Here is a 23,085-nt window from a genome sequence, read left to right as displayed (position 1 = left end):
TAAATTCTAACCTTAACCGCAACATTCCTTGTTTTTCCAGTGTATATAGTTATAGGTTTTTACGGATGGACCGAAAGCGGGGAATGGACATCTTGGATAGGAAAAAGATTATTTTGCAAATTACGGCGTTTACTCTTCTTGTTAGTATTCTGTGGACGGCATCTTGGCTGTACAATAACCGCAGCTCGGCGGTGTACCAACGAATCATTAACCAGGACGGATATAGCCTCTCCTTAGTTAAAGAAGGGATATCCGCAGAGTTTTCCCTGAAGCCGGAATGGATTCCGGAGGAGGTTGGAGAGACCGAGCTTGATCTGGTTATTGCCAAGAAATTTGATTCGGACATTGTTCTGGAGAAGGTCGGCAAGCGGGAAAACGATTTTTATATCCAATTGAATGTCGTTCCGCATCCGAACCGTAGCTCCGGACAGTTACTTCATATCTCTCGGATCACCAACGACACCTTTACCTACACCGGAGGCTTCAAGTGGACCATCACCGATCCAACAGGCAAGGATGTGCTTGGAAATCAGTACGGCGCAGGCGAGGGACCCGGGAATTTATCCGATATATTCATCGACGATGTCCATCGCGAGAAATTCAAGGATGGCGTCACCGTTCGTTACTCCGGCTATTACTTGTATGGTTACCAGCAATATAACAAGTCCTATTCCGGGGCTGTGCCGACTCTCTTCATTTCCGTGCTTGTGATCGGAAGTTTGGTCTTGCTTTACCGCAAGCGCGCAGAGCCGGAAAAAGGATTGGGCTGGAGGCTCGTTGGCTATTTGCTGCTGGGAGGATTCACGTTTTCGATGAACGGCTTCCGGCTGCCGCTGGGCTTTGCCATCTGCCTTCTATTCCTCCGAAAATCAAGGACCAATCTCGCGGTTAAGCGTAAGGCAGCCCTGCTGGGTTTACTCCTGTATGCTTTGCAGCTTGTAGTGCCCGGAATTGCGAATCATCTGGCTTCAGAACCAAAGAACACGACCATGCGCCATATATCGGCCGAGGAGGTTGGCATTGACGGGGTGTGGAGAATGGTTGCGGCACGCACCCCAGTCAGTAATCGGGCTAGAATACAGAGCTTTAAGACCACATTATCGGAGAATGCTCAGGTGAAAGAGCTGAAATTCGAATGGGTAGAGCATGATCCGGCAACTGATCGCTACCTTCATACATCTGCCATTTATCACGACGATGATCAGACCGTAACGTTAACACGATACAAGACAGACGAATGGCTGCAATATTCAAGACAGATGATGGCCGAGCGTTTTATCGAGCGTGTGCAAACCCTGAAATTGATTGACTTGAAGCCATCAGGCGGAGATCACCGTTATGTGAGGATTGAGCTGGACCGCGCGTTTGAGGGCTCGCAAGGAAGCTATGCCATGAAGGACGAGGACAACTTCGGAGTTGATGAGAAAGGGATCTACCCGATCAGCGACGAGCAGCTCCCGGTGACGGCTAACCGCATGCTGGTATGCGCGCCGCAAACCTTGGAGGACTGGTCAACCTGCGAGGACCCCGTTAATTATTACTTTGATATCGTTGAAGGCGGGGCACGGGAATAAAATATTGCCATACAAAACGGCTTCGACTAGCGCGAACCTCTGCCGATTGGGCAGCAGCCGGTTCAACGCTAGACGAAGCCGTTTGTTCAATCATTCTAAAAAAGCTTAAGCTCTCATGGATGCAGGAATAAAATCATGCTCATTCACTTGACGGTCGAACAGCTCTGCATTTTTCTCAAAGCAGCCGCAGTAGTAGTCTTTCATGCACAGCGGGCATGGAACGTTGAGCAGACGGGTTACGCCTGTCAGATGCCACTCTGGTTTGTTGCTGTAGAAAAGTCTTGCTCTGGAGCCGTCGGCAAGCGTCATAATGTACTGGAATAAACCGGATTTCAAGTCTTTGTCCGCTAAGGTTACGCTCTTAATTTGAAGTTTCGAATTCAAGATCTTCACCCTTACTATTCGTATTCAAGCTTGTGTAATAATACCCTTTATAGCGCCTGAAGTCAATATTTGCGCCTTGGGATGCGGCTTCGCACCTACTGTACTTATTTTTGTAACAGTTCGCGAATTAGAGTATAATCAAGGTTGCATATACTTACTCGCACTGGAGGTGCACCGCACTCATGATCAAACTGGGTATTCTCGACCAGTCACATATTAACGAAGGACAGACAGCGGCAACCACGCTAGCGGATACAACCCGCCTGGCCCAAGAGGCCGATAAGCTGGGGTACGGCCGGTACTGGATTTCCGAGCATCATGCCGGCAAAATGTTATCCTTCTCCAGCCCCGAAATTCTGATCGCCCATCTAGCCGCGGCTACCTCGCGTATTCGCGTAGGCTCGGGCGGTATTATGCTTCCGCATTACAGCGCCTACAAGGTCGCGGAGAACTTCAAGCTGCTGGAGGCTCTGCATCCAGGCCGAATTGACGTTGGTCTTGGCCGTGCCCCGGGCGGGATGCCGATGGCGACCCGTGCGCTTCAAGAAAACAAGTTTGTGGATATTAACAAGTATCCGCAGCAGATTATGGATTTAATCGGGTACTTGCGCGAAAAAATGTCCGAGGGCCATCCATTTGCCGGGCTGCATGCTGCCCCGTCTATCGAGCAGATCCCTGAAGTATGGCTGCTTGGCTCAAGCTACGAGAGCGCAAGAATCGCCGCCCAGCTGGGAACAAGCTATGCGTTCGCACAATTCTTCGGGACGCAGGGCGGCGAGACCGCGATGAAGCATTACCTGGAGAACTTTGAGCCTTCCGTCATCAATGACAAGGCTCATTCGATGATTGCCGTGCTCGCGATTTGCGCAGACACGCAGGAAGAAGCCAATGAGCTTGCGCTCAGCACGGACTTATTCTTCCTGCTGCTGGAGAACGGCGTTGACCAGCTTAGCTTCCCGTCCGTGCAAACGGCCTACGATTACCCGTACACGGAGTCGGATCTGTACCGGATTAACCGCGCAAGAGAGCGCCGGATTATCGGCACGCCGGAGCAGGTGAAGGCCGGCATCCTGAAGATGGCGGAGCAATACCAGGCGGATGAGGTGCTCGTGATGAGCTCGATTCACAACTTCGACGCGCGCGTGAAATCTTACCGTTTAATTGCCGAGGCGTTTGGACTGCAGGGACAGGGACAGGAATAGGAATAGGCAGAATAACCGTTAAATAAGGCGAACAGAGGTTACATTGGATTCTATCCAGCGTAACCTCTGTTCGCCTCATTGCTTCAAATACAGCTGATTTTATTGAACTCCAACGCAGCCGCATTCCGTTCCCGGCTATTCCTCGTAGATCATTTTCCGCGTCATACCGCCGTCGACGACCAGGTTGATTCCCGTAACGAAATCATTTGCCGGATCGGTCAAATAGAAACAGGCACGTGTAATGTCATCCGGCTTCCCCACTCTTCCTGCAGGATGCTGGGTATGGTCTTCCGGACGCAGCGCGTCGTAATCGCCGTTCTCGATCCAGCCCGGGCTGATCGCGTTTACTCGTACATGATCCGGCCCTAGCGATACGGCGAGCGCGTGCGTCAACGCGACAATCCCGCCCTTGGACGCTGCATACGCCTCCGAATTCGGCTCGGACATCAGCGCGCGGGTCGAGGCGAGATTCACGATCGCTCCTCCTCCATTGTCACGCATGCGCTTGGCCGCTTCTCTTGCGCACAGGAACGTGCCCTTCAAGTTCGTATTCAGTACATAATCCCATTCGTCTAAGCCCAGATCATAAGGGGATTTCCATTTCCCCAAGCCGGCATTGTTGATCAACACATCGATCCGGCCAAACAGCTCTTCTATAGCCGCGAATGCCGCTTCAATCTCTTCCGGTCTGCTGATATCCACTGTAAAGGCAACAGCTTGACCACCCGCTTCAGTAATGCGGCTTACCGTCTGCTCCGCCAAATCCCGGTCACGCTCAAGCGCCGCTACGCTTGCTCCTTCGGCTGCATAAGCAGCGGCGAGCGCTGCGCCGATTCCTTTGCCCGCACCCGTAATGACGACTACTTTTCCATCAAATTTCATCCCGATCCATACCCCTTCCTTAATACAGCATCCGCCATAAATAAAATGTCGCATAGGCCTCCCAGCCCTTCCAGCCCTCCGCCATCCGCTTGATCTCGCTGATCGCAGGCTTTGAGCTGCTGCCGGTCAAAGCTTTAATCGAATTATGCAGCCCTACATCCGCAATCGGAAAAGCATCCGGCAGACGCAAACAACGCATTAGCGCGTAATGAGCCGTCCATGGGCCAATGCCTCGAATGCTGGTCAGCTGCTTTTCGATTACGCCGGTATCTCCAAGCTCAAGAAGCCGCTGCTTATCTAATGCGCCATCCGCCATCAGCTTGGCCACACCAATAAGATATTCGGATTTTTTGACGGACATCTGCATCGATGCCATATCCTCCGGTTGCAGCGCGGCAATAACCTCGGGAACCGGGAACTCCCAGAACGTACGTCCCTCCCGCTCCACGCTGCGGCCATACGCCTCTACGAATCGGCGCTTCAGCTTGTACGCAAAGGTCAAATTAATCTGCTGCCCGATAATCCCCCAGCATAACGCTTCGAACAGATCCGGAATTCCAATATTTCGAAGACCATATAAGCGATCAATCGTCTGAACAAGAAGCGGATCCAAGCGAGCCATCTCGTAGAAGGGCAGCAAATCCGTCCCGAAATCAAACCAATCGCGGATATAAGCTTCGGCCTTCCTCTGCCGCCCCTCACTGACCTGCGGCTCACCGATAAACCTCACCAGCAGTTCGTCATTGCCGGATGCCTGAATCTCTACAGCCGCCGGCTCTTCGTCGGCCCCCATTGGGATCAGCCGGTATACCGCGTCGTCCTCTACCTGATAGAGCGGTTCATTCGATGATCTCCTAAGGTAGCTGAGTGTCTCTTTATAGTTGAAAGGCTCCGGCACCTCGATGCGCAGCGTTGATTTTGTCATGGACAACCTCCTAAAAAGAATTACCACACTTTATGGCTTTGTAAGAAGCTAATGGTGGTAATTCTTACTTCGTAAGCATGAGCTTAAAGAATTACCACACTTTATAGCTTAATAAGAAGCCAATGGTGGTAATTCTTACTTCGTAAGCATGAGCTTAAAGAATTACCACACTTTATAGCTTAATAAGAAGCCAATGGTGGTAATTCTTACTTCGTAAGCATGAGCTTAAAGAATTACCACACTTTATGGCTTTGTAAGAAGCCAATGGTGGTAATTCTTACTTCGTAAGCTTTTCCTCCATTCTACTCCATCCATTCAAACATACAAAGCCCGCCGCCTGCTTTCGTAATCTTGCGCTTTCATTCCGACTTGCTTACGATTTGACGGGGATTCGAGGTATACTGAGCCTAGAGGTGAACAAAATGGGAAATAGCGATACAGCACGCATACCGGAGGACAAGTGGCATGCCGTTCTGTCGAATGACAGGTCTTGCGATGGGCAATGGTATTATGGAGTGACCACAACGGGAATCTTTTGCCGGCCTTCTTGTAAGTCGAAGCCGCCGAACCGTTCGCATGTACGGATTTTTCAGACCGCGAGCGATGCTCTGTCCGAACAATTCCGTCCGTGCAAGCGGTGCAAGCCCGTCCAGCAGCAGCTGCCCGATGAAGAATGGGAGACGCAGGCGCGGTCCTATATCGAAGCGCATTACCATGAACCGCTAACCTTGACGCTGCTTGCCGACGTGCTCCATCTCAGCCCTTATCATCTCCAGAGAACGTTCAAAAGACTAACGGGTTCAACGCCCGCAGCCTATATTCAGCAAATCCGGATCCGGGAGGCGATGAAGCTTCTTACCTCAACGGATCTGCCCGTTACCGATATTGCAGGGCACGTGGGTTTTATGAACGCCGCCCATTTTGCCACGAGATTTCTTGGCGCAACCGGACTTACCCCAACCCAATACCGAGGAGCGAAACGAGAGCCATGACCAACCCATTATATTGGACCCTGCTTCAGCATGAGGACTGGAATCTGCATTTGGCCGCGACCGATAACGGCCTTTGTTATGTAGGCTCGCAAGGCGCATCCTTCGACGAGCTGGCCGAATGGGCCGAAGCGCGCCTGCCGGGATATGAGCTTGTCCGGCAGGATACGGAGATGGAACGCTACACGCATGAATTCACGAAATATTTCCAAGGAAGCCTGGACGTCTTTTCTCTGCCGCTTGATCTGGTCGGCACCCCGTTCCAACAGCGGGTATGGCAAGCGATGAGCGAGGTGCAGTATGGCAGCACGGCTGCTTATTCCGATCTTGCCGAGAACATCGGCCGTCCGCAGGCTGCCCGCGCAGTAGGAGCTGCCGTAGGAGCCAACCCGCTCCTGATCGTCCTGCCCTGCCACCGGATTGTCGGCAAGACAGGCTCTATGACCGGCTACCGCGGAGGTCTTCCGATGAAGACCGCGCTGCTTGAGCTGGAACAAACACGAGGCTGATCCCATAGCGGCGAGAAAAAAGGCTGATCCGAACCAACCGTTGTTACACATCGGTTGATCGGAGCAGCCCTTTTTATATTTAAGCGTTGTAGAACTTCACGATTTCCCGGACGATTGCTTCCTGCGTGCCGTCAACAAGCGTCTGACGCTGCGGTTTATTGAAGAGCGCCTGGATTTGCTCGGGGAACTCCTGTTCAATGCCAACGAGCTCAATTGCTTCGTTGAACTTCGCCGGATGCGCGGTTGCCAGCGAGATCGTTACCGTTCCGGCTTCTGCGGTTTGACTGGCTGCCGCTACGCCGCATGCGGAGTGCGGATCCAGCAGATAGCCTGTCTCTTTGTTATAAGCTGCGATGGTATCGAGGCATTCGCGGCCCTGTACGCCATGCGCGGCGAATTCTTCTTGAACTTTGCTGAGCGCATCGCCGGATACGACGATTTGCCCGTCGGATTTAAAGCCGTCCATGATGGAACGGATTTGCTCCGGATTTTCGCCCAGTACGTAGTAGAGGTAACGCTCGAAGTTGCTCGCCACCTGAATGTCCATCGAAGGGCTGTACGTCGTGCGGAAATCGCCCGGCTTGTACACGCCTTCCTTGATGAAGCGCTCCAGAATGTTGTTCTCGTTAGTAGCGAGAATCAGCTTGTCAACCGGCAGTCCCATGCGCTTCGCCAGGTAGCCGGCGAAGATGTCGCCGAAGTTGCCCGTTGGCACGCTGAAGTTCACTTTCGCATCGGCGGCACCCGTCTGCTTCGCCACTTGGAAGTAGGAATAGAAGTAGTAGACCGTTTGCGCCATAATGCGCACGAAGTTGATCGAGTTGATCGCGCACAGATGGTTAGCCGACTTGAACTCCAGATCCGCGAACAGGTCTTTGATGATGCGCTGGCAGTCGTCGAAGTTGCCTTCAACGGACAGGTTCAGGACGTTGTCCTCTTGAACCGTCGTCATCTGGAGCTCCTGCACTTTACTTACTTTGCCGTTCGGATGCAGGATGCAGATCTTGATGCCTTCCTTGCCTTTGACACCTTCGATGGCCGAAGCGCCCGTGTCGCCGGAGGTTGCGCCCAGAATATGAATCTTCTTGTTCTGCTTGCTGGACACGTACGTATATAATTGACCCATGAACTGGAGCGCAATGTCCTTGAATGCAAAAGTAGGACCATGGAACAGTTCCAGCAAATAAAGGCTGTCGCTGAGCTTATGAACCGGCGTCACTTCCGGATGGCGGAACGTTGCATAGCCGTCATATACCATTTTCTTCAGATCTTCATAAGGAATTTCATCATTCGTATAAAGCGAGAAAATTTCAAGCACCAGCTCCTGATAGCTGAGCTCCTGCCATTCTTTCAGCTTAGCCGCGGAAACGACCGGAATTTCATAAGGCACGAGAAGACCGCCGTCATCCGCAAGACCCATGAGAAATGCGTCGACAAAGCCGATTCTGCCTACATTTCCGCGAGTACTGATATATTCCATCTGTAATTCCCTCCTACTATTGCCTAACCTTCCCCCTATTATAGAAAAAGACCGCCATAACCACAAGACATACTTGCTGGTTAAAAGCGGTCATTTAAGATGATCCGGCCCTTATTTCGCCGTGTTTTTGATCAGATCAATAAGCTGGGACAATGCGTCCTTGCGGTCATTTTTTTGCATGTTATCGACGTACTTATCCCGGTTCGCGTACAGGTCGGTTACGCTGCCGACAAGCGTCTCGGGCGTCATGTTCTCCTCGTAGAGCACCTCGCAGAATCCTGCCGACTGGAACGAGCGCGCATTCAGAATCTGGTCGCCGCGGCTTGCTTCCTTCGTCAGAGGGATAAGCAGCATGGGCTTGCGCAAGTACAGGAACTCGAAGATCGAGTTCGAGCCCGCCCGCGAGATAATGACATCCGACATGGCAAGCAGATCCGGAAGCTCTTCGTTCACATACTCGTACTGTTTGTACTGCGGGGACTGCAGGGCAGGATCAACCTGGCCTTTGCCGCACAGATGGATGATCTGGAATTTCTCCGTCAGCTTGCCGAGCGACGCGCGTACAGCCTGGTTAATCTTGCGGGCACCCAGGCTGCCGCCCATGATGAGCAGTACCGGCTTCGTGGAGACGAAGCCCGCGAATTTCCTGCCCCGCGCCGCGTCGCCTGCTTTGAGCTGATCGCGGATTACGGCTCCGACATAATGGGACTTGCCGTCGGGCAGATGCTGCTGCGTCTCCGGGAATGTCGTGCAGACTCCCGCTGCAAACGGGATGGCGATCTTATTCGCAAGTCCCGGCGTCAGATCCGATTCATGGATGAGCACCGGTACCTTGTTCAGCCTTGCGCCGATTACTACCGGTACGGATACGAAGCCTCCCTTGGAGAACAAGACGTCGGGCTTTTGCTTCTTAATAATGCGGTAAGCCTGGAAGGCTCCCTTGATGACCTTGAACGGGTCCTTCACGTTCTGCCAATCCAAGTAACGGCGCAGCTTGCCCGTCGCAATGCCGTGATAACGCACATTGCCCAGCGGCTCGATGAGCTGCTTCTCAATGCCAGCCTCCGAGCCTATGTAGTCCACAGACCAGCCTTCTTGTATGAAATGGGGGATCAACGCCAGGTTTACCGTCACATGACCTGCGGATCCGCCGCCTGTAAACATGATTTTACGCAATACTCTCACTCCTAAAAAGAATTATCACACGACTGGCTTACTATAGGCCTGTCGTGATGATTCTTTGCTTCGAAAGCATCTACTTAAGAATTATCACCGTAGGTCGTGATGATTCTTTGCTTCGAAAGCATCTACTTAAGAATTATCACCAGACCGTAGGTCGTGATGATTCTTGCTTCAAAAGCATCTACTTAAGAATTATCACACGACCAACGGTCGTGATGATTCTTGCTTCAAAAGCATTAATCCGCTCACTTATCCCGTCTATTGTAAGCCAGCAGGCTTGTTGATTTCCAGTGTGCGGCGAAAACTTTCCATCGCATGTCGGGTGTACCAGCCGGCGCAATAACAAAAAGCCGCGGCTGTCCGAGCATTAGCTCGGCCAATCGCGGCTTTGATTATTGATCCTTCGGCTTGCCTTCTGCAATCTTCAGCGGACCTGACGGCTCGCCCGCCGGCATGTCCTCCTCGACGAAGCGCTTGAGCGCCTGGAGCTTGTTCTCCCAGAACCGCTCGTAATAGCTGAGCCAGCGCTTCAGCTCAAGCAGCGGCTCCGGCTCCAGCCGGTAACGCGTCTCGCGTCCCACCTTGCGCTCCTTCACGAGCCCCGCTTCCTGAAGCACGCGGAGATGCTTCGACACAGCCGTCCGGCTCATGGAATAATGACCGCTGATTACGTTCACCGGCATCTCCTGATCGACTAACAGCTGCAGCAGGCTTCGGCGGGTCGGATCGGCAATCGCCTGGAAGACGTCATGCTTCGGCTCCGATGCGAGATTATTGTCCTTCGACATAGCCGACAAACTTCTTCACGATGCCAACCCAGCCGCCGGCCATATGCTCGCGAACAGCCGTATGGGGTTGGTTAAACTCGGTAACCTTATCTGCATCCCATCCGCCATGAATCAGCGTGAATTCGGTCTTGCCGCCTTCCAGCTCCTTCAGTTCAAAGGTAAGCGTCCAGTCCTTGCCCCAATTGAAAGTCAGACGGTTGGGCGGGTCAACCTCCGTCACTTTACATGGAGATTGTCCGAACTGGCCAGCCTCCAGATGGAATTCGCAGCCGATCTCCGGCTTAAAACTCTCGCTTGGCGCCATGAACCAGGCCGATACTCCCTCTCTTGTGGATACGGCATTCCATACCTTCTGAATAGTTGCATTCAGCTCCACCGTCTGACGAACGTCAGGCAATGCATTTACTCCGCTGCTCATGATCAAATACCTCCGATAATGATTTCGAATTTACGATGTCCATTTTGCTAATTAGGAAACCATTTGGTTTCGCTTTTCATTATAGGAAACCAAATGGTTTCCTGTCAACAGCCTTATTTCGCCAATAGCAGTAAGCGGTCATCTCTATCTGATGGTGTCCCTCTGCCGTCCGTATTATTTGTAATGACATAGACGCGGCCGTCATGAACGCGGACATCCCGCAGCCTGCCTTCATTCTCAAGCACGGTCGACATCTTCTTGGTCAGCGTATTGTATTGGAGCAGCTTCTCCCCTCTCAGGGTGGCAATCAAGAGATTATTGCCCGCGGCCATCGCTATGCCCGACGGAGCAATCGTACCCTCGCCTGTATGATAGACCGGGTCGATCATCCCGTCCCGATGCTGTCCGCCAATGACAACCGGCCAGCCATAGTTGCCGCCAGGCACTATGCTGTTAATCTCGTCATGACCTCCGGGGTCGCCCGATGGCCCATGCTCGGCGACAAACAGCATGCCGGAGCCGCTCCAAGCCAATCCTTGCGGATTCCGGTGCCCATAAGAATAGACATAGGATTCGGGAAAAGGATTGCTGCTCGGGATCGAGCCGTCCAGCTTCATGCGCAATATTTTTCCCGCCAGACTGTTCCGATTCTGCGCCAGCTCATCTTGTCCGGCATCCCCTGTCGTGACGTACAGAAGCCCGTCCGGCCCAATCGCCATCCGGCCGCCGTCATGGTTAAACGATCCCGGAATTCCTTCAAGCAGCGCCCTTGATTCCGTCCAGGCGTTATTCTCCAGCTTCAGCACGATAATCCGATTCAGAATTTCTCCGTTTTCTTCGTACGTATGATAGGCGAAAGCCTCCTTCGACGTCTGAAAATCCGGAGCCAGCACAAAGCCGAGGAACCCGCCTTCGCCCTGAGCATGCACGTTCTTATGGAATTGAACCGTCATACGCGTCGATTTGCCGTCAGCAACCCGCACAATATTGCCGTCCCGCTCGCTAATATAAATCACGTCGCCGTCAAATGCGATCACCCACGGAGCCTTCAGCTCCTCGGCAATAACCTGGTAGGCTGCTTGTTCTCCCGGCTCTTGTGCTCCGCCTGTATTTACGGACGACTTATTGCCATCGCAAGAGGCCAGCAGCATAACCGTTAACACGATTGCGGCCATAACACTCTTTCTCATCCCCATCTCTCCCTATCCCAATAGTTACAGAGGCTGACTGAGCATGATGTACTTCATCTTATTGTGGTCAAAATAAAGAATGGAATTTCAGATAACCGCCAATTTTGTAGCTCCACTTGGATTCCAGCTCCAAATTCGGCTTGCCCAGCTTCTGCAGCACATCCTCTTTGGTCATCCCAACCGTCAGTCCATCCGGTGTCGCATAATTGCCGTCCATAAAGACGATACCCCGGTTCATCTGCATAATTCTATCGCTGTATTCCGTTATATGGCCTATCTTCTGAACGGCGTCATCAATAATAATGTCCGAGCAGAGTAGGCTGGACGCTGCTTCTCAATAGGAGAAGCTGCTCCCAGACGATATTCGTTTGTGTTTACGTCGTAAGGGATAGCGTATATCGTATTAGCGGTCTCGAGCCGGATTAATGTCTTGACATTTAACGTCTTATTGTCCGAAGCTGCCTTCGTCAGCTCCAGCCCGTTCAAGTTTTGCAGTATAACATACATACGTTCCGCGGGGATTATCGTTCCTTTCACCCAAATCTTCCGCACCTCTTCCATCGAGAAAGGCAAGGAATCCTTCAGATAGCCAACCAGCTTCGCAGGAATAACTATTATCTCTTCCTTTTCAACAACCGGAGGGCTTGGCGAAACATCCGGCAACTGCTCCTCGGTCTGGCTTGGAGCTGGCGAGTTAGTCGCTCCTTCCCCCCGCTTCCTCCCGTAGCTCCTCCGCCTTCGCGCAAAGCAAAAAACTTAGCCAATTAACCGCATTAATCGATTCCGAACTGAGTCCGGGAGCTACACGCCCGACTTTCATTCGCCGGATCCTTTCTTCGTCCTCTTGTTCAGTCAAATGGAAGAAAACGAGATGTTCTACCGGGTTCTGCTGACAAGGGCAGCTTACCCGGCTGTCCATACTCGGCTCCTATGAAGCAATGGGGATGCTGAGGGCATAAGGATGAAACAAAAAAGACCCGACTAAGCCAAAACTCATGGCCTTACCGGGTCATTCAACCGTCTGATCACAAGCTCCGCCAGCAGCATTAGCAGCATGATTGTGCTGTACACGGAGACGGTATAGCTTAAGGTATAATCTACCCCGAAGCCATTGTGAAGAGCCGCCGTAATCAGATGAGTGAACATATTGGTGAATACAAAAACGTAGCTTCGAATCATCCACCTGCGATGTTCCGCAACCTTTTTCTTCCGGATCTTCACGACGGCAATTACCGTGATGACAAGCCAGATCATATTAATGAAATTGAACGCGATGCTGTTCACTCTTCCGCCGGTTGAAGACGGAGCCATGTAACCGGAGGTCAGATCAACGATTGCCACGGACAATACGTAAACATAGCCGATCAGTCTATGAAGCTTGGCGCTTCGCTCTCTTAACCGCCTGGAAAAGTTGATAAGTCCGGCAAGCATAGCCGCGCAAGCCGCCACGATATGCACATTCATGACGGTCAGCCAGAGCGACACATGCTCCAGGTCGATTTTATGACGAAGGAATCGGCTCGCTTCCGGATCATAAATGAAATTTGCATAGGTCGTATATAGAATAAATACAACGGTCACGATGAACGTGACTAGGTACAGCCATTTTGTTTGTCTCACAGGAGCAACCTCGCTTAAAAACCGCTTAAATGATAACTTTCATTTAGTGTACCACGAGGGACCCCCGCCTCCCTTTTGCAAATACGTCAGTATTAGAACAGATCAAGCTGCTCATATTGTGGCGGTTCTTCGCGAGGCTCCAGCGAGTCCCTGCCATCCGGGCGGAGCTGCCCGAGCAAGGCCATCATCTGCTTCGCGTTGTCCGCCGCATCGCCGCCGGAGTTATTGTTGAAGATCACGCAAATATGCTCGCTCTGCTGCTGTAGCTGCTGAAGATATTCCGCCCACTGCTTCAGCTCGTCCGAATTGTAACGGTACAGGTAACGGACATCCCGCCAGTTCGCCGCTCCTCCCTGGTTCCAGCCGCTAGCGTTGCGGCCGTGGAAACGGACGACCGTCATGTTGGTATCCGTCGCCTCAAGCACCGTCGGGATCGATCCAGGCCCCGCCTGCGGCTCGTCGCATACGCTATGCACCCAGCCTTCCTGTCGCATGAAGTCCAGCGTGCGTTCCCGGTACTCCTTGGTGAACCAGCTTTGATGCCGGAACTCCAGCGCGCATGGCACGCCTTCCATCCGCTGCTTCGTCTCGCGCAGCAGACGCACATTCTCGCGGGTACAATCAAACCAAGGAGGGTACTGAAACAGCGCCGCTCCAAGACGCCCGGCTTCCATCACTGGCTTAATGGATTCGCGGAATGCCGCAAAGGTGCTGTCCGGATCGCTTGCGGCAGCGGCCGCCGCCGGTCCGCGCTGATGGCCTGTCATGCCCTGATAGGCCTTCACGATAAAATGAAGGGACTCCGGCGTCTCCTCCGTCCATTTCGCAAACCGCTCCGGAGGCTGGATGGCATAGAAGCTGCTGTCCACCTCCACAAGCGGGAAATGCTTCGCATACTCCTTCAGACGATCCTTCGCTTTGACGCCGGGGCCATACAGCCGGTCCTGATCGCCCCAGCCCGCAAGTCCGATATGTATAGGCATCTCTTTTCACCGCCTTCGCTCATTCGCTCATGCTCTCTCTGTCTTCAACCTATCATACCTGCCGAGTATTGCGCAAACCTCCCCCCCTATTCCAAAAATAAAAGCAGGTTATTTCCGCGAACCAGCCGGAAAGACTGATTTGCAGAAATACCCTGCTTATTCGTGTTCATATATGACATTCTGGCAACGCGGCCATTGTATGAAATACAGTATACCGATGCCTTATCGCTCAACAACTCACGATATCCTGCATGATATGCAGGATATCCGGTACGTAACAGCCCAAATGAACCTATTAGAGACGAAAATCCTGCATATCGTGCAGCCTATCATGCCCGGGAGCATCATTTCAGCCCTATTGGCTGCATGTTGTGCAATAGATGTGCTCGGAAGCGCCATTTCAGTAGGTCGCGATCCGGCAAACTGCCTGACCGGTGATCCCTACATCGCCGTCCGCATCCAGTTGCCGATGCGCTCCATCGCTTCCGTCAGGTTCGACACCGATGAAGCATACGAGCAGCGGATGAAGCCCTCGCCGCCCCGGCCAAATACGGACCCGGGAACCGCGGCCACCTTCGCTTCCAGCAGCAGCCGCTGAGCGAACTGCTCGGAGCTGAGTCCCGTTGAAGCGATGGACGGGAATGCATAAAAGGCACCTTGAGGATCGCGGCAGAGCAGTCCAAGCTCGCTTAGTCCTTTGACGAAGAGCCGGCGTCGCTGGTTGAAGGCCTCAACCATCTCATCCTTATCCTCCATGCAATTCCGCAGGCATTCGATAGCGGCAACCTGCCCCACTATCGGCGCGCATAACGCGGTATACTGATGGATCTTTGTCATAGCCGCAATCAGCTCTTGACCGCCGCAAGCATAGCCGACCCGCATTCCCGTCATGGCAAAAGCTTTGGAAAAGCCGCTGATCACAACGGTACGGTCCTTCATCCCCGGCAAGGAGGCGAAGCTGACATGCTTATCTTCATAGCTCAGCTCCGCGTAAATCTCGTCGGACAAGACGATCAGGTTATGCTCCTCTACAACCTTCGTAATCGGCAGCCAATCCTCATAGCTCATAACTGCGCCTGTGGGATTGCTCGGGAAGTTGACGAAGAGCACTTTGGAACGGGGGGTTATCGCCTGCTTCAGCGCCTCTGCCGTCAGCTTGAACGATTGGGCCGCCGTCATCTCGAGTTCAACCGGGACCCCTCCGTTCAGCTTGCAGATCGGCGCGTAAGCAATATAACCGGGTACCGGAATAATCATTTCGTCGCCGGGCTCGAGAATGGCCCGCATGGCCAGGTCAATCGCCTCGCTGCCGCCTACCGTAACCAGCACTTCCTTGGCTGGCTCGTAGCTGACGCCAAAGCTTCCTTGCATATACGCCGCAATTTCTTCCCGAAGTTCCCTAAGTCCTTCGTTTGGCGTATACATCGTCCTGCCCCGCTCCAGCGCCCGTATGCAGGCCTCTCTGGCGGCCTTGGGCGTTGCAAAGTCGGGTTCCCCAACCCCTAGCGATATGATTTCCTTGTTTCCCTCAGCCGCGTTAAAAAACTTGCGAATGCCCGATGGCGGCAAATCGCGGACTAGCGGCGACACCCATGTGCTCGTCGTCAGCATGGTTAATCCTCTCCCTGGCCGACTATTTCTCTTTACGCTCCTCAAGAGAATAATCGATGATGTAATCAAGCAGCTCGCTGAATTTGATGCCAGCCGCCTTTGCCGCCTTCGGCAGCAGGCTGTTCTTCGTAAGGCCCGGCAGCGTATTGGCTTCCAGAACGTACGGAACGCCGTCTTTGATGATCATATCGATACGTGCGTACACGCTGCATTTCAGCGCTTTGTAGCAGCCAAGCGCAGACGCTTCAACACGGGCGTGCACGTCGGCCGGCAATTCGATGATTTCTTCTGTTGCTCCGCCGTCCTGGTACTTGGAGTCGAAGTCGAAGAACTCCGAGTTCGCCTGAATCGACACGATCGGAAGCAGCTCGCCGTTCAGCACGGCGCATGTAATCTCGTCTCCGCCGACAAATTGCTCGATCATTACGGAATCATCCCATTTGAGCGCTTCCGCCACTGCTTCCGCAATCTCTTCATGCGTTTTGACCAAGCGCGTGGCGATGCTTGAACCGCCTGAGTTCGGCTTTACGACAACCTGCAGGCCGAGGCGCTCCACGTTCGCCGCCGCAAGCTCCTCCATGCTGGCTACGTTAATCCAATCCGCTGTCAGAATGCCGTCGAAGCGGATCAGCTTTTTCGCCAATTCCTTATCCATGCTCACGCTGCTCGACAATACCCCGCAGCCCGTGTAAGGAATGCCAAGCGACTCCAATGTGCCTTGTACGGTGCCGTCTTCGCCGTATTTGCCGTGAAGCGCGAGAAGCGCGAGGTCAATGCCCGCCGTTTTATCGATCAAGTCGCGTTTGGTATTAATCTCGATCGGCAATACCTCGTATTTGCTGCGATCCAGATTCGCTATCATTTCTTGCCCCGTAAGTAACGAAATTTCTCTTTCGGACGAAATACCGCCCATAATAACACCGATTTTCATCATGATGTAGATTAACCTCCTGAATATTTGCGAATGAAATCATGCTTGCAAGTTAACGCTCTAAAATAACTTTCGCAGTATCGCCTATGATTTGAATCCCTTTGACGATATTCTCGTCTGACACGCGGGAGAAGCCCAGCCGCATCGTATGCCGTCCGCCGCCGTCCGTATAGAAAATATCTCCCGGCGTGAACAGCACGCCATGCTCGGTGCAGGCCTGCAGCAGCTCTCTTGCGGAGAAGGTCTCCCCGAATTCGACAAACAGATGAAGTCCTCCGTCGCCCGAGAGCCTCTTCAGCGGCAAATACGTCTTGCAGCTTTCGACAGCCAGCTCGTATTTGCGTTTGTATTCCGCCTTCGCCCGCTTCAGATACTTCTCAAAGTTGCCGTTGTGAAGATATTGATACAGCAGCGACTGATCGAGCGTCGATGTATGAATCGTGCGCGCGCGCTTGACGCTCTCCAGGTAATCGATCAGCTCCTTATCCGCCAGAATCCATCCGACGCGCAGGCCGGGGAACAGAATCTTGGAAAAGCTGCCTAAATAGATCGTCCCGTTGTTGCGATTGCCGCCATAAGCCAGAAGAGGAGCAACATGAGCGCCGGAATAACGCAGCTCTTCATTAAAGCCGTCCTCGATAATCGGAATTTGGCGGTCGTTCAGCATGCGTACCGTCTCCGCGCGTTTCTCGTGAGACATCACAATGCCGGTAGGGTTATGGTACGAAGGAACAAGATAAGCGAGGTCATATTCCTGCCTGCCAAGCTTCTCTTCCAGCTGCTCTAGGCTAATGCCGTCAGGCTCCATATCTACGCCGTTTATGGCGAATTGGTGCATCTTTAAATTTTTTATTGCCGTATGATGGGTAGGGTTCTCGCATAACGCGTGTCCGCTGCGCTTTCCAAGCGCCGACAGGACAAGGTCGAACCCTTCCGTAAAGCCGTTTGTAATGAGCATGTCTTTGCCGCTCAGATCGACGCCTTTATTCTCCATATAACGCATCAGGAACTCGATCAGCGGCTTATAACCCTTGGCGTAGCCGTAATTGAGTATAATGTTGCCTTCCAGCGACATCCGGTCGAGGAACGCCCGCTTCACATTTTGCAGGTCAAACAGCTTCTCGTCCGGAGCGATGCTTGTAAAAGAAATAGCCCCCCGCTTCGCGCGGATGCCATGCTTCATCAGATCATGCTCCTCGGCCGTGCGGGCCAGATCATTGATCCGCTCGCTCCAGTTCAGCTGCCTGCCGGCGCCTTCTTCCGCAGCAACGCCGCCCGCCGATTGCGCGACGAAGTTGCCCTTGCCTTTTACGGCATAAATAAATCCTTCTTCCACCAAGTCCGAATAAGCGGTCACGATCGTATTGCGGCTGACATTCATCAGCAGACTTAACTCTCGCGTGGAGGGGAGCTTCTGATTCGCCTGCAGCGCGCCCGTTATCATCAGCCGTTTCATATAATCCTTGACCTGCATCGATACCGGCCGGTCGCCAACGAATTGAATATCAGAATACACCCCATCACCTCCTAAAAAGAATTAACGCCGCTTTTTGGCGGGAATTCTTGCTTCGTAAGCATAAACCTAAAGAATTAACGCCGCCTTTTGGCGTTAATTCTTACTTCGTAAGCATAAACCTAAAGAATTAACGCCGCTCTTTGGCGGGAATTCTTACTTCGTAAGCATAAACCTAAAGAATTAACGCCGCTTTTTGGCGGGAATTCTTGCTTCGTAAGCATAATCTTATCATGGCATAAAATGGCCTCAAGCAAAAGAACCACGCCGGGCGTCTTTCGCCTTCCGCGTGGTTCTTGGACCTAACAATCTGATTAATAAATAATGGCGTGAATCCATAACCTAATTAAAATTTAATCCGTAGAACCGTTCCGCGTTGCTGAGACTGGCGTAAACATCCGGACTTGCTCCGCCCATATACCAGTAGGCAAGACCGGCCAAATCATGATCCATTGCGGTTTTGTATTTGGCTGCGAGCGAACGGCCGTCCTCGATCCAGATCTGGTGCTTCAGGCCGTTAAGCTGGTAAGTGACCGTATACTGCCCGACGGAGGCGTCCCAGGTTGGCGTCAGCGAATACTTGCGGATCAAGTTATTTTGCTCAATCAAGGTCAGCTCCGTTGCCGTGACGGTTCCGTTATTTTGGATTGCCCAGTCCCTGTTGTAATAAGGAAGCGCCAGAATAACCTTGTTCGCAGGCACCACCTGAAGCAGGGTGTTTACGGCATTGTTCACATAAGGCATGGAAGCTACGGAACCGGCTTTGGGACTCGTACTCCAATGCTCGTCGTAGGCCATCATTACAATATAGTCTGCTGAAGCGCCAAGCGCTTGATAATCGAAGCCTTCGGTCCAGTCGCTGCCAAGGTCCGGAGATACGCAAACCGAGACAACGGCTCCCAGCTTATGCAGCCTCGTGCTGAGCTCGCTAATAAAAGCCGTCATGTAGGCGCGATCGCCGGGAGCGACATTTTCAAAGTCAATATTGAGCCCTTTAAGGCCATACTTCTGCACGTAGCTTGCCAGACGATCAACGACTTTTCCGCGGTAGGTCGCATTGGACAAGTTCTGATGCGTAACTTCCTGACTGGACCGGTTGCCGACCATGGCCCAAATCTGCCTCTTGTTCTTGGATGCCCAATTCACGAGCGACTGATCCGTATAGTCCGACACTCCCCCGGCCGGATCGAAGAAGTACCATCTTGGCGACAAGGTTGTGACTTTGGCTTGAACCACGGACTGCTCATATTGGGCAGCCGTCTGGCCATATTGCCAGCCGAATTGGACGCGGGCTGCATTTTGCGGCTTGGCAAGAGCGGAAGCCCATTTCGCGTTTTGCAGCGCGCGGTCAATAACGGCAGCTGTTTCCTGTCTGGTCAATCCGTCTGCCGGATTGAAGTTGTTATTCGAATCGCCGGTCATCAGACCTAGCGTCCGAACCGCTCCTACCGCCGTATCTGCCCAGGCGGCAATCTCGCCCGCGTCGGCATAATCCCATGTACTGCCTGTGACATTAGACTGCTTGAAAGCACGAACGAGCATAGACGCGGCTTCCTGCCTGGTTACGGGCTTCGAAGGCTCGAAGGTATGCACGCCGGTTCCATCCACAAGACCAATCTGGACGGCTGCCGTAATCGCGTCGTAATACCATGCACTCGCCGTCATATCCTTAAATGGGCTGATTGCGCTGTGGACGGGCTTGATGCCGAGCACGCGGTCCAGAATCGTGATGAATTCGGCACGCGTAACCGGTTGTTTCGGCGAAAAGGTTCTAGCAGAAGTACCCGATAATAGTTGTTTGTCATATAAACGTATAATGGCGTCTTTCGCGAAGCTTCCCGCAATATCGTCGAAAGGCAGCTTGTCCGCGCTTGCTGCATCAACGGTTGGCACGACTCCGATGAGACAGGACAAAGCCGCAGCGCCAGCGAGCCATCTCTTAAACTTGCTAGCAATCAAGAGAATGCCCTCCTAAAAAGAATGATCATTCATAGATAAGGTCACGATTCTCTAATGGTAACAAAGTTTAAGCGGGTGTTCATCGGCAAGAAAATGGGAATTTGGATATGCGGTATGTGTACATCCGGTACAAGCAACGCAGTGCCGCATTCATAATTAGTCAAATGCCTCAGGAACAAACACCCAAGCACCTCGGCGCAAAATGTCATAAGTTATAGAGTATTCAAAACGTAAGGAGGTGCATGTATAATGTCCGGTTACGTTGGTGGTGTTAACTCTACAGGTTTCATCCTGGTGCTTTTTATACTGTTGGTGATCATTATTTGCGGTTGTGGCTTTGGTAAATTTTATTAATCCCTAGCTAATAAACACGAATCATCCGAAGCAGAGTATGCACCATATAGCGCAAGCAAAAGGCCCATTTCGATGGGCCTTTTGTGTTGTTCGTGCCATTCGCCTTACGCTGCGGTACAACCTCTTTGCCCGGTTTCCATCCCCTCCCCTGGTCGGGGGTAGCGTATGTCCATCTATGCTACAATAAGACAATCCGGGTTTACGACCCTACATAATTGCGCATGCTAATAGAGAGAGTTATAGATTAAGAGAGAGACAGCTTGGAGAGGAGACGTTTAGAATGCCCGAACCTTTGGCGCGGCAGGATACAACCGTCGGCCGAATAGGTCAGCCGTATGTCATACCGCGGCAGAAGCAGAAACGAAGCCGGGTCATGACCTCGCTTGTGCTGATCGCGATTATCGTGATGGGCTGGAGATGGATGGATACCGTGCAAAACCGCCCTGCACCCGCTCCGGAACAGAGCCAAACCGGAAGTGCTACGGTCACTGGCCTTAACCCGATTGTTGCGAAGAAAGCTGATGCGCTTGTTGCTCAAACCGGTAAAATCGGCATAAAGATACTGATTACGGATGATTTCCGCTCCAGCGAGGAGCAGAACGCGCTTTACAAGCAGGGACGATCCAAGCCCGGACAAGTTGTCACCAATGTCAAGGGCGGCGCTTCGTACCATAACTACGGCCTTGCGGTTGATTTTGCGCTGGTAAAGCCCGATGGCGATGTCATCTGGGATATGAAATATGACGGGAACGATAACGGAAGGGCCGACTGGATGGAGGTTGTCTCGGCAGCCAAAAAGCTTGGTTTTGCATGGGGCGGAGATTGGACAAGCTTCAAGGATTACCCTCACCTGCAAATGGATTTTGGCTATTCTATCAAAGATTTGCAGAATGGCAAGCGTCCGCCTGCAACGGAGTAAGCACAAAAAAAGTCATGGCCCCTGTCGGGCCATGACTTTTTTTTGCTTAAAGATTGCTTTTCTACTCGGCCAAACTTAGCAGCTCACTGACGGTTACCAGCCGGTATCCGCTCGCCGTAAGCTCCTTCGTCAGCACGCGCACTGCTTCAACCGACTGCGAACGGTCGCCATATCCGTCGTGGAATATCAGGATGCTTCCATTGCGGACTTCTCTGCGCGAGCATTCGATAATATGATCAACACCGGGCATTTCCCAATCCTTCGCATCCATGTTTAATGCGCCAATGGACGGATAGCCTTCGCGTTCAAGAAGAGAATGCACTCTCTCGTCCCCGGCCAAATAAGGCAAACGCATCGTTGCCGCCCGCGAGCCCGTCACCTGCTTGATGAGCTCCTCCGTCCGGGAAAGCTCGCTTCCAATCTCTTCATCCGTCAGCTCCGTCATATTCGGATGCGTATAGGAGTGATTGCCGATCTCATGCCCCTGCTCATGAACAAGTCTCGCCACCTCCGGATGAGCGGCGATCTGCTCGCCAATCATATAGAAGGTCGCTTTTCCTCCCGCCTCAGCAAAAATCTCAAGCAGCTCGGGCGTATACACCGGATTAGGTCCATCATCAAACGTAAAAGCAACCGCTTTGCTTGAACAATTAACGGCTTGAATTAGCATAATTGCATCTTGCTCCTCTCTGGTCAGGAACTCTATATATATATTTGTAATCCACGAAGGTTGCCGCCTGTCCCCGGTATATCCCCTGCTCATCTACCAGGTTCCATACCGTGGCGTTTACGATATAAAACCGCCGGCCCGAGCTGGAGATCCGGATTCCGGTATAGTTATCCACATAAGCGTTAGCCGTAACCTGCGTGAAAAACCGATCCCGTTCCGCCCTCTCCATGGGTTCCGCCGTCAAGCGGGAAGGCGTGCTCGTCAACTGCTCCCACCCCATCTCCCACAGCTCAAGAGCCATGTGAAATGATTTGTGATCCAAAATGAAAAACACCTCCTAATTAATCCCGAAGATTACACGGAGGTGTCTTTGTAATTATCCATTCTATTACTTCTTCAGGAACTTGCGAATGCCGTCAACCGCCGCTTGATGATCTTCTTCACCCGTCAGGCCGGATACGGTAATAGTGCCGACTTTGCCCTGACCGCGGACGATAATCGGGAACGAACCGCCTTCGCCCTGATATTCCGACAATGGCAGGCCCGAGCTTTCCGGGAACGTTGTTCCTTGATCGCGGAACGACTCGCCAACATATAGGGAGCTGTGGCCAAAGTGGTTCACAACGTTTTTCTTCGTATTCACCCAATAAATATTATCCTTCGAAGTGCCCGCCATATAGTGGGTATAGAGCGGATGCTCATCGTTCTCGATATGTACAGCGATACCTTTGCCGATAACGTCCTTCGCGTGCTGCACTACGATGTTGCCTAGTTGCAGCGCATCCTCATTCGTGAAAGAATCGAACTGAAGCTCCTCTTCCTGTGCAAGCAATGTCTTCATCAAATCGTTCATAGCTGCTTCTCTCCCTGCATCCGAATCATAACAAATCCATCTTACTATAAAAATGTCCCCCTTGGAAACCGCATGGCTTGGACAATTCAAATCGCTTTGCCATACGGCTTCAAGAGGCTGATCCGCTTATATATCCAGCGCCCAATGCG

The 23,085-nt window shown here is 52.4% G+C and carries 24 protein-coding genes; 5 read left to right on the top strand and 19 right to left on the bottom strand.

What is annotated here, in order from left to right:
• The first annotated feature begins 92 nt into the window (after positions 1-92).
• Positions 93-1,574: a hypothetical protein gene (locus tag M3194_RS25600; RefSeq protein ID WP_251656934.1), complete on the top strand. Its 1,482-nt coding sequence runs from the start codon at positions 93-95 to the stop codon at positions 1,572-1,574.
• A 105-nt stretch (positions 1,575-1,679) separates the two neighbouring features.
• On the opposite strand, the gene M3194_RS25595 is transcribed toward M3194_RS25600, so the two are convergent.
• Positions 1,680-1,958, bottom strand: coding sequence for a hypothetical protein (locus M3194_RS25595; RefSeq protein ID WP_041613660.1), 279 nt, complete (start codon positions 1,956-1,958; stop codon positions 1,680-1,682).
• A gap of 182 nt (positions 1,959-2,140) precedes the next feature.
• Between M3194_RS25595 and M3194_RS25590 the strand changes: the two genes are divergently transcribed.
• Entirely contained in the window at positions 2,141-3,160 is a 1,020-nt protein-coding gene (locus M3194_RS25590; protein WP_251656933.1) for an LLM class flavin-dependent oxidoreductase, read from the top strand.
• A 135-nt stretch (positions 3,161-3,295) separates the two neighbouring features.
• Here the strand turns inward: M3194_RS25590 and M3194_RS25585 are convergent, their stop codons facing one another.
• Positions 3,296-4,042: an SDR family NAD(P)-dependent oxidoreductase gene (locus M3194_RS25585; RefSeq protein WP_251656932.1), complete on the bottom strand. Its 747-nt coding sequence runs from the start codon at positions 4,040-4,042 to the stop codon at positions 3,296-3,298.
• Positions 4,043-4,061: 19 nt separating this feature from the next.
• On the bottom strand, positions 4,062-4,967 hold the full coding sequence (locus M3194_RS25580) for a DNA-3-methyladenine glycosylase family protein (RefSeq protein WP_251656931.1): 906 nt from the start codon (positions 4,965-4,967) through the stop codon (positions 4,062-4,064).
• 422 nt (positions 4,968-5,389) lie between these two features.
• Here M3194_RS25580 and M3194_RS25575 point away from each other — a divergent pair, with 422 nt between their 5' ends.
• Together M3194_RS25575 and M3194_RS25570 are read left to right on the top strand one after the other, a co-directional pair.
• Complete coding sequence (locus M3194_RS25575) at positions 5,390-5,959, top strand: bifunctional transcriptional activator/DNA repair enzyme AdaA (RefSeq protein ID WP_251656930.1); 570 nt, start codon at positions 5,390-5,392, stop codon at positions 5,957-5,959.
• Positions 5,956-6,465: a methylated-DNA--[protein]-cysteine S-methyltransferase gene (locus M3194_RS25570; protein WP_251656929.1), complete on the top strand. Its 510-nt coding sequence runs from the start codon at positions 5,956-5,958 to the stop codon at positions 6,463-6,465. The genes M3194_RS25575 and M3194_RS25570 overlap by 4 nt, the downstream gene beginning before the upstream one ends.
• Before the next feature lie 79 nt (positions 6,466-6,544).
• On the opposite strand, the gene thrC is transcribed toward M3194_RS25570, so the two are convergent.
• The 13 genes from thrC to M3194_RS25505 form a co-directional block, all read right to left on the bottom strand.
• Positions 6,545-7,945 carry a threonine synthase gene (gene thrC / locus M3194_RS25565; RefSeq protein WP_251656928.1) on the bottom strand — a complete coding sequence of 467 codons (1,401 nt, stop codon included), beginning with the start codon at positions 7,943-7,945 and terminating at the stop codon, positions 6,545-6,547.
• Positions 7,946-8,056: 111 nt separating this feature from the next.
• Positions 8,057-9,109: an undecaprenyldiphospho-muramoylpentapeptide beta-N-acetylglucosaminyltransferase gene (locus M3194_RS25560; protein ID WP_285889558.1), complete on the bottom strand. Its 1,053-nt coding sequence runs from the start codon at positions 9,107-9,109 to the stop codon at positions 8,057-8,059.
• A 410-nt stretch (positions 9,110-9,519) separates the two neighbouring features.
• Positions 9,520-9,915 carry an ArsR/SmtB family transcription factor gene (locus tag M3194_RS25555; RefSeq protein ID WP_251656926.1) on the bottom strand — a complete coding sequence of 132 codons (396 nt, stop codon included), beginning with the start codon at positions 9,913-9,915 and terminating at the stop codon, positions 9,520-9,522.
• Positions 9,899-10,333 (bottom strand): SRPBCC family protein, encoded by a 435-nt coding sequence (locus tag M3194_RS25550; RefSeq protein ID WP_251656925.1) that lies wholly within the window; start codon positions 10,331-10,333, stop codon positions 9,899-9,901. The genes M3194_RS25555 and M3194_RS25550 overlap by 17 nt, the downstream gene beginning before the upstream one ends.
• A 113-nt stretch (positions 10,334-10,446) precedes the next feature.
• Positions 10,447-11,523, bottom strand: coding sequence for a PQQ-dependent sugar dehydrogenase (locus tag M3194_RS25545; protein ID WP_251656924.1), 1,077 nt, complete (start codon positions 11,521-11,523; stop codon positions 10,447-10,449).
• A 67-nt stretch (positions 11,524-11,590) separates the two neighbouring features.
• Positions 11,591-11,767, bottom strand: a complete 177-nt coding sequence (locus tag M3194_RS25540) for a hypothetical protein (RefSeq protein ID WP_251656923.1) — start codon at positions 11,765-11,767, stop codon at positions 11,591-11,593.
• A gap of 29 nt (positions 11,768-11,796) precedes the next feature.
• Positions 11,797-12,186, bottom strand: coding sequence for a hypothetical protein (locus M3194_RS25535; RefSeq protein ID WP_251656922.1), 390 nt, complete (start codon positions 12,184-12,186; stop codon positions 11,797-11,799).
• A 330-nt stretch (positions 12,187-12,516) separates the two neighbouring features.
• On the bottom strand, positions 12,517-13,143 hold the full coding sequence (locus M3194_RS25530) for a DUF2306 domain-containing protein (RefSeq protein WP_251656921.1): 627 nt from the start codon (positions 13,141-13,143) through the stop codon (positions 12,517-12,519).
• Between the two features lie 92 nt (positions 13,144-13,235).
• Entirely contained in the window at positions 13,236-14,126 is an 891-nt protein-coding gene (locus M3194_RS25525) for a DUF72 domain-containing protein (RefSeq protein ID WP_251656920.1), read from the bottom strand.
• A gap of 441 nt (positions 14,127-14,567) precedes the next feature.
• Positions 14,568-15,737, bottom strand: a complete 1,170-nt coding sequence (locus M3194_RS25520) for an aminotransferase class I/II-fold pyridoxal phosphate-dependent enzyme (RefSeq protein ID WP_251656919.1) — start codon at positions 15,735-15,737, stop codon at positions 14,568-14,570.
• Between the two features lie 22 nt (positions 15,738-15,759).
• Positions 15,760-16,668 (bottom strand): D-alanine--D-alanine ligase, encoded by a 909-nt coding sequence (locus tag M3194_RS25515; protein ID WP_251656997.1) that lies wholly within the window; start codon positions 16,666-16,668, stop codon positions 15,760-15,762.
• A gap of 52 nt (positions 16,669-16,720) precedes the next feature.
• A complete protein-coding gene (locus tag M3194_RS25510) occupies positions 16,721-18,184 on the bottom strand; it encodes an aminotransferase-like domain-containing protein (RefSeq protein ID WP_251656918.1) in 1,464 nt (487 codons plus the stop codon).
• A gap of 339 nt (positions 18,185-18,523) precedes the next feature.
• Positions 18,524-20,140 (bottom strand): S-layer homology domain-containing protein, encoded by a 1,617-nt coding sequence (locus M3194_RS25505; RefSeq protein WP_251656917.1) that lies wholly within the window; start codon positions 20,138-20,140, stop codon positions 18,524-18,526.
• Positions 20,141-20,774: 634 nt separating this feature from the next.
• Between M3194_RS25505 and M3194_RS25500 the strand changes: the two genes are divergently transcribed.
• Positions 20,775-21,413: a M15 family metallopeptidase gene (locus M3194_RS25500; RefSeq protein ID WP_251656916.1), complete on the top strand. Its 639-nt coding sequence runs from the start codon at positions 20,775-20,777 to the stop codon at positions 21,411-21,413.
• A 61-nt stretch (positions 21,414-21,474) separates the two neighbouring features.
• Here the strand turns inward: M3194_RS25500 and M3194_RS25495 are convergent, their stop codons facing one another.
• The 3 genes from M3194_RS25495 to M3194_RS25485 all read right to left on the bottom strand — a co-directional run bounded on the left by M3194_RS25495 (position 21,475) and on the right by M3194_RS25485 (position 22,936).
• The gene (locus M3194_RS25495) at positions 21,475-22,083 is read right to left on the bottom strand and encodes a polysaccharide deacetylase family protein (protein ID WP_251656915.1); all 609 of its coding nucleotides are present in this window, start codon (positions 22,081-22,083) and stop codon (positions 21,475-21,477) included.
• The gene (locus M3194_RS25490; protein WP_251656914.1) at positions 22,064-22,405 is read right to left on the bottom strand and encodes an MEKHLA domain-containing protein; all 342 of its coding nucleotides are present in this window, start codon (positions 22,403-22,405) and stop codon (positions 22,064-22,066) included. The genes M3194_RS25495 and M3194_RS25490 overlap by 20 nt, the downstream gene beginning before the upstream one ends.
• Positions 22,406-22,471: 66 nt before the next feature.
• Positions 22,472-22,936, bottom strand: coding sequence for a heme-degrading domain-containing protein (locus tag M3194_RS25485; RefSeq protein WP_251656913.1), 465 nt, complete (start codon positions 22,934-22,936; stop codon positions 22,472-22,474).
• Between the last annotated feature and the right edge of the window lie 149 nt (positions 22,937-23,085).

Origin of the sequence: Paenibacillus glycanilyticus (assembly GCF_023715145.1) — a bacterium.
In the GTDB taxonomy this organism is placed as follows: domain Bacteria; phylum Bacillota; class Bacilli; order Paenibacillales; family Paenibacillaceae; genus Pristimantibacillus; species Pristimantibacillus glycanilyticus_A.
Note: the sequence above shows the minus strand (reverse complement) of the source record. Positions and strands in the feature narration are given on the sequence as shown.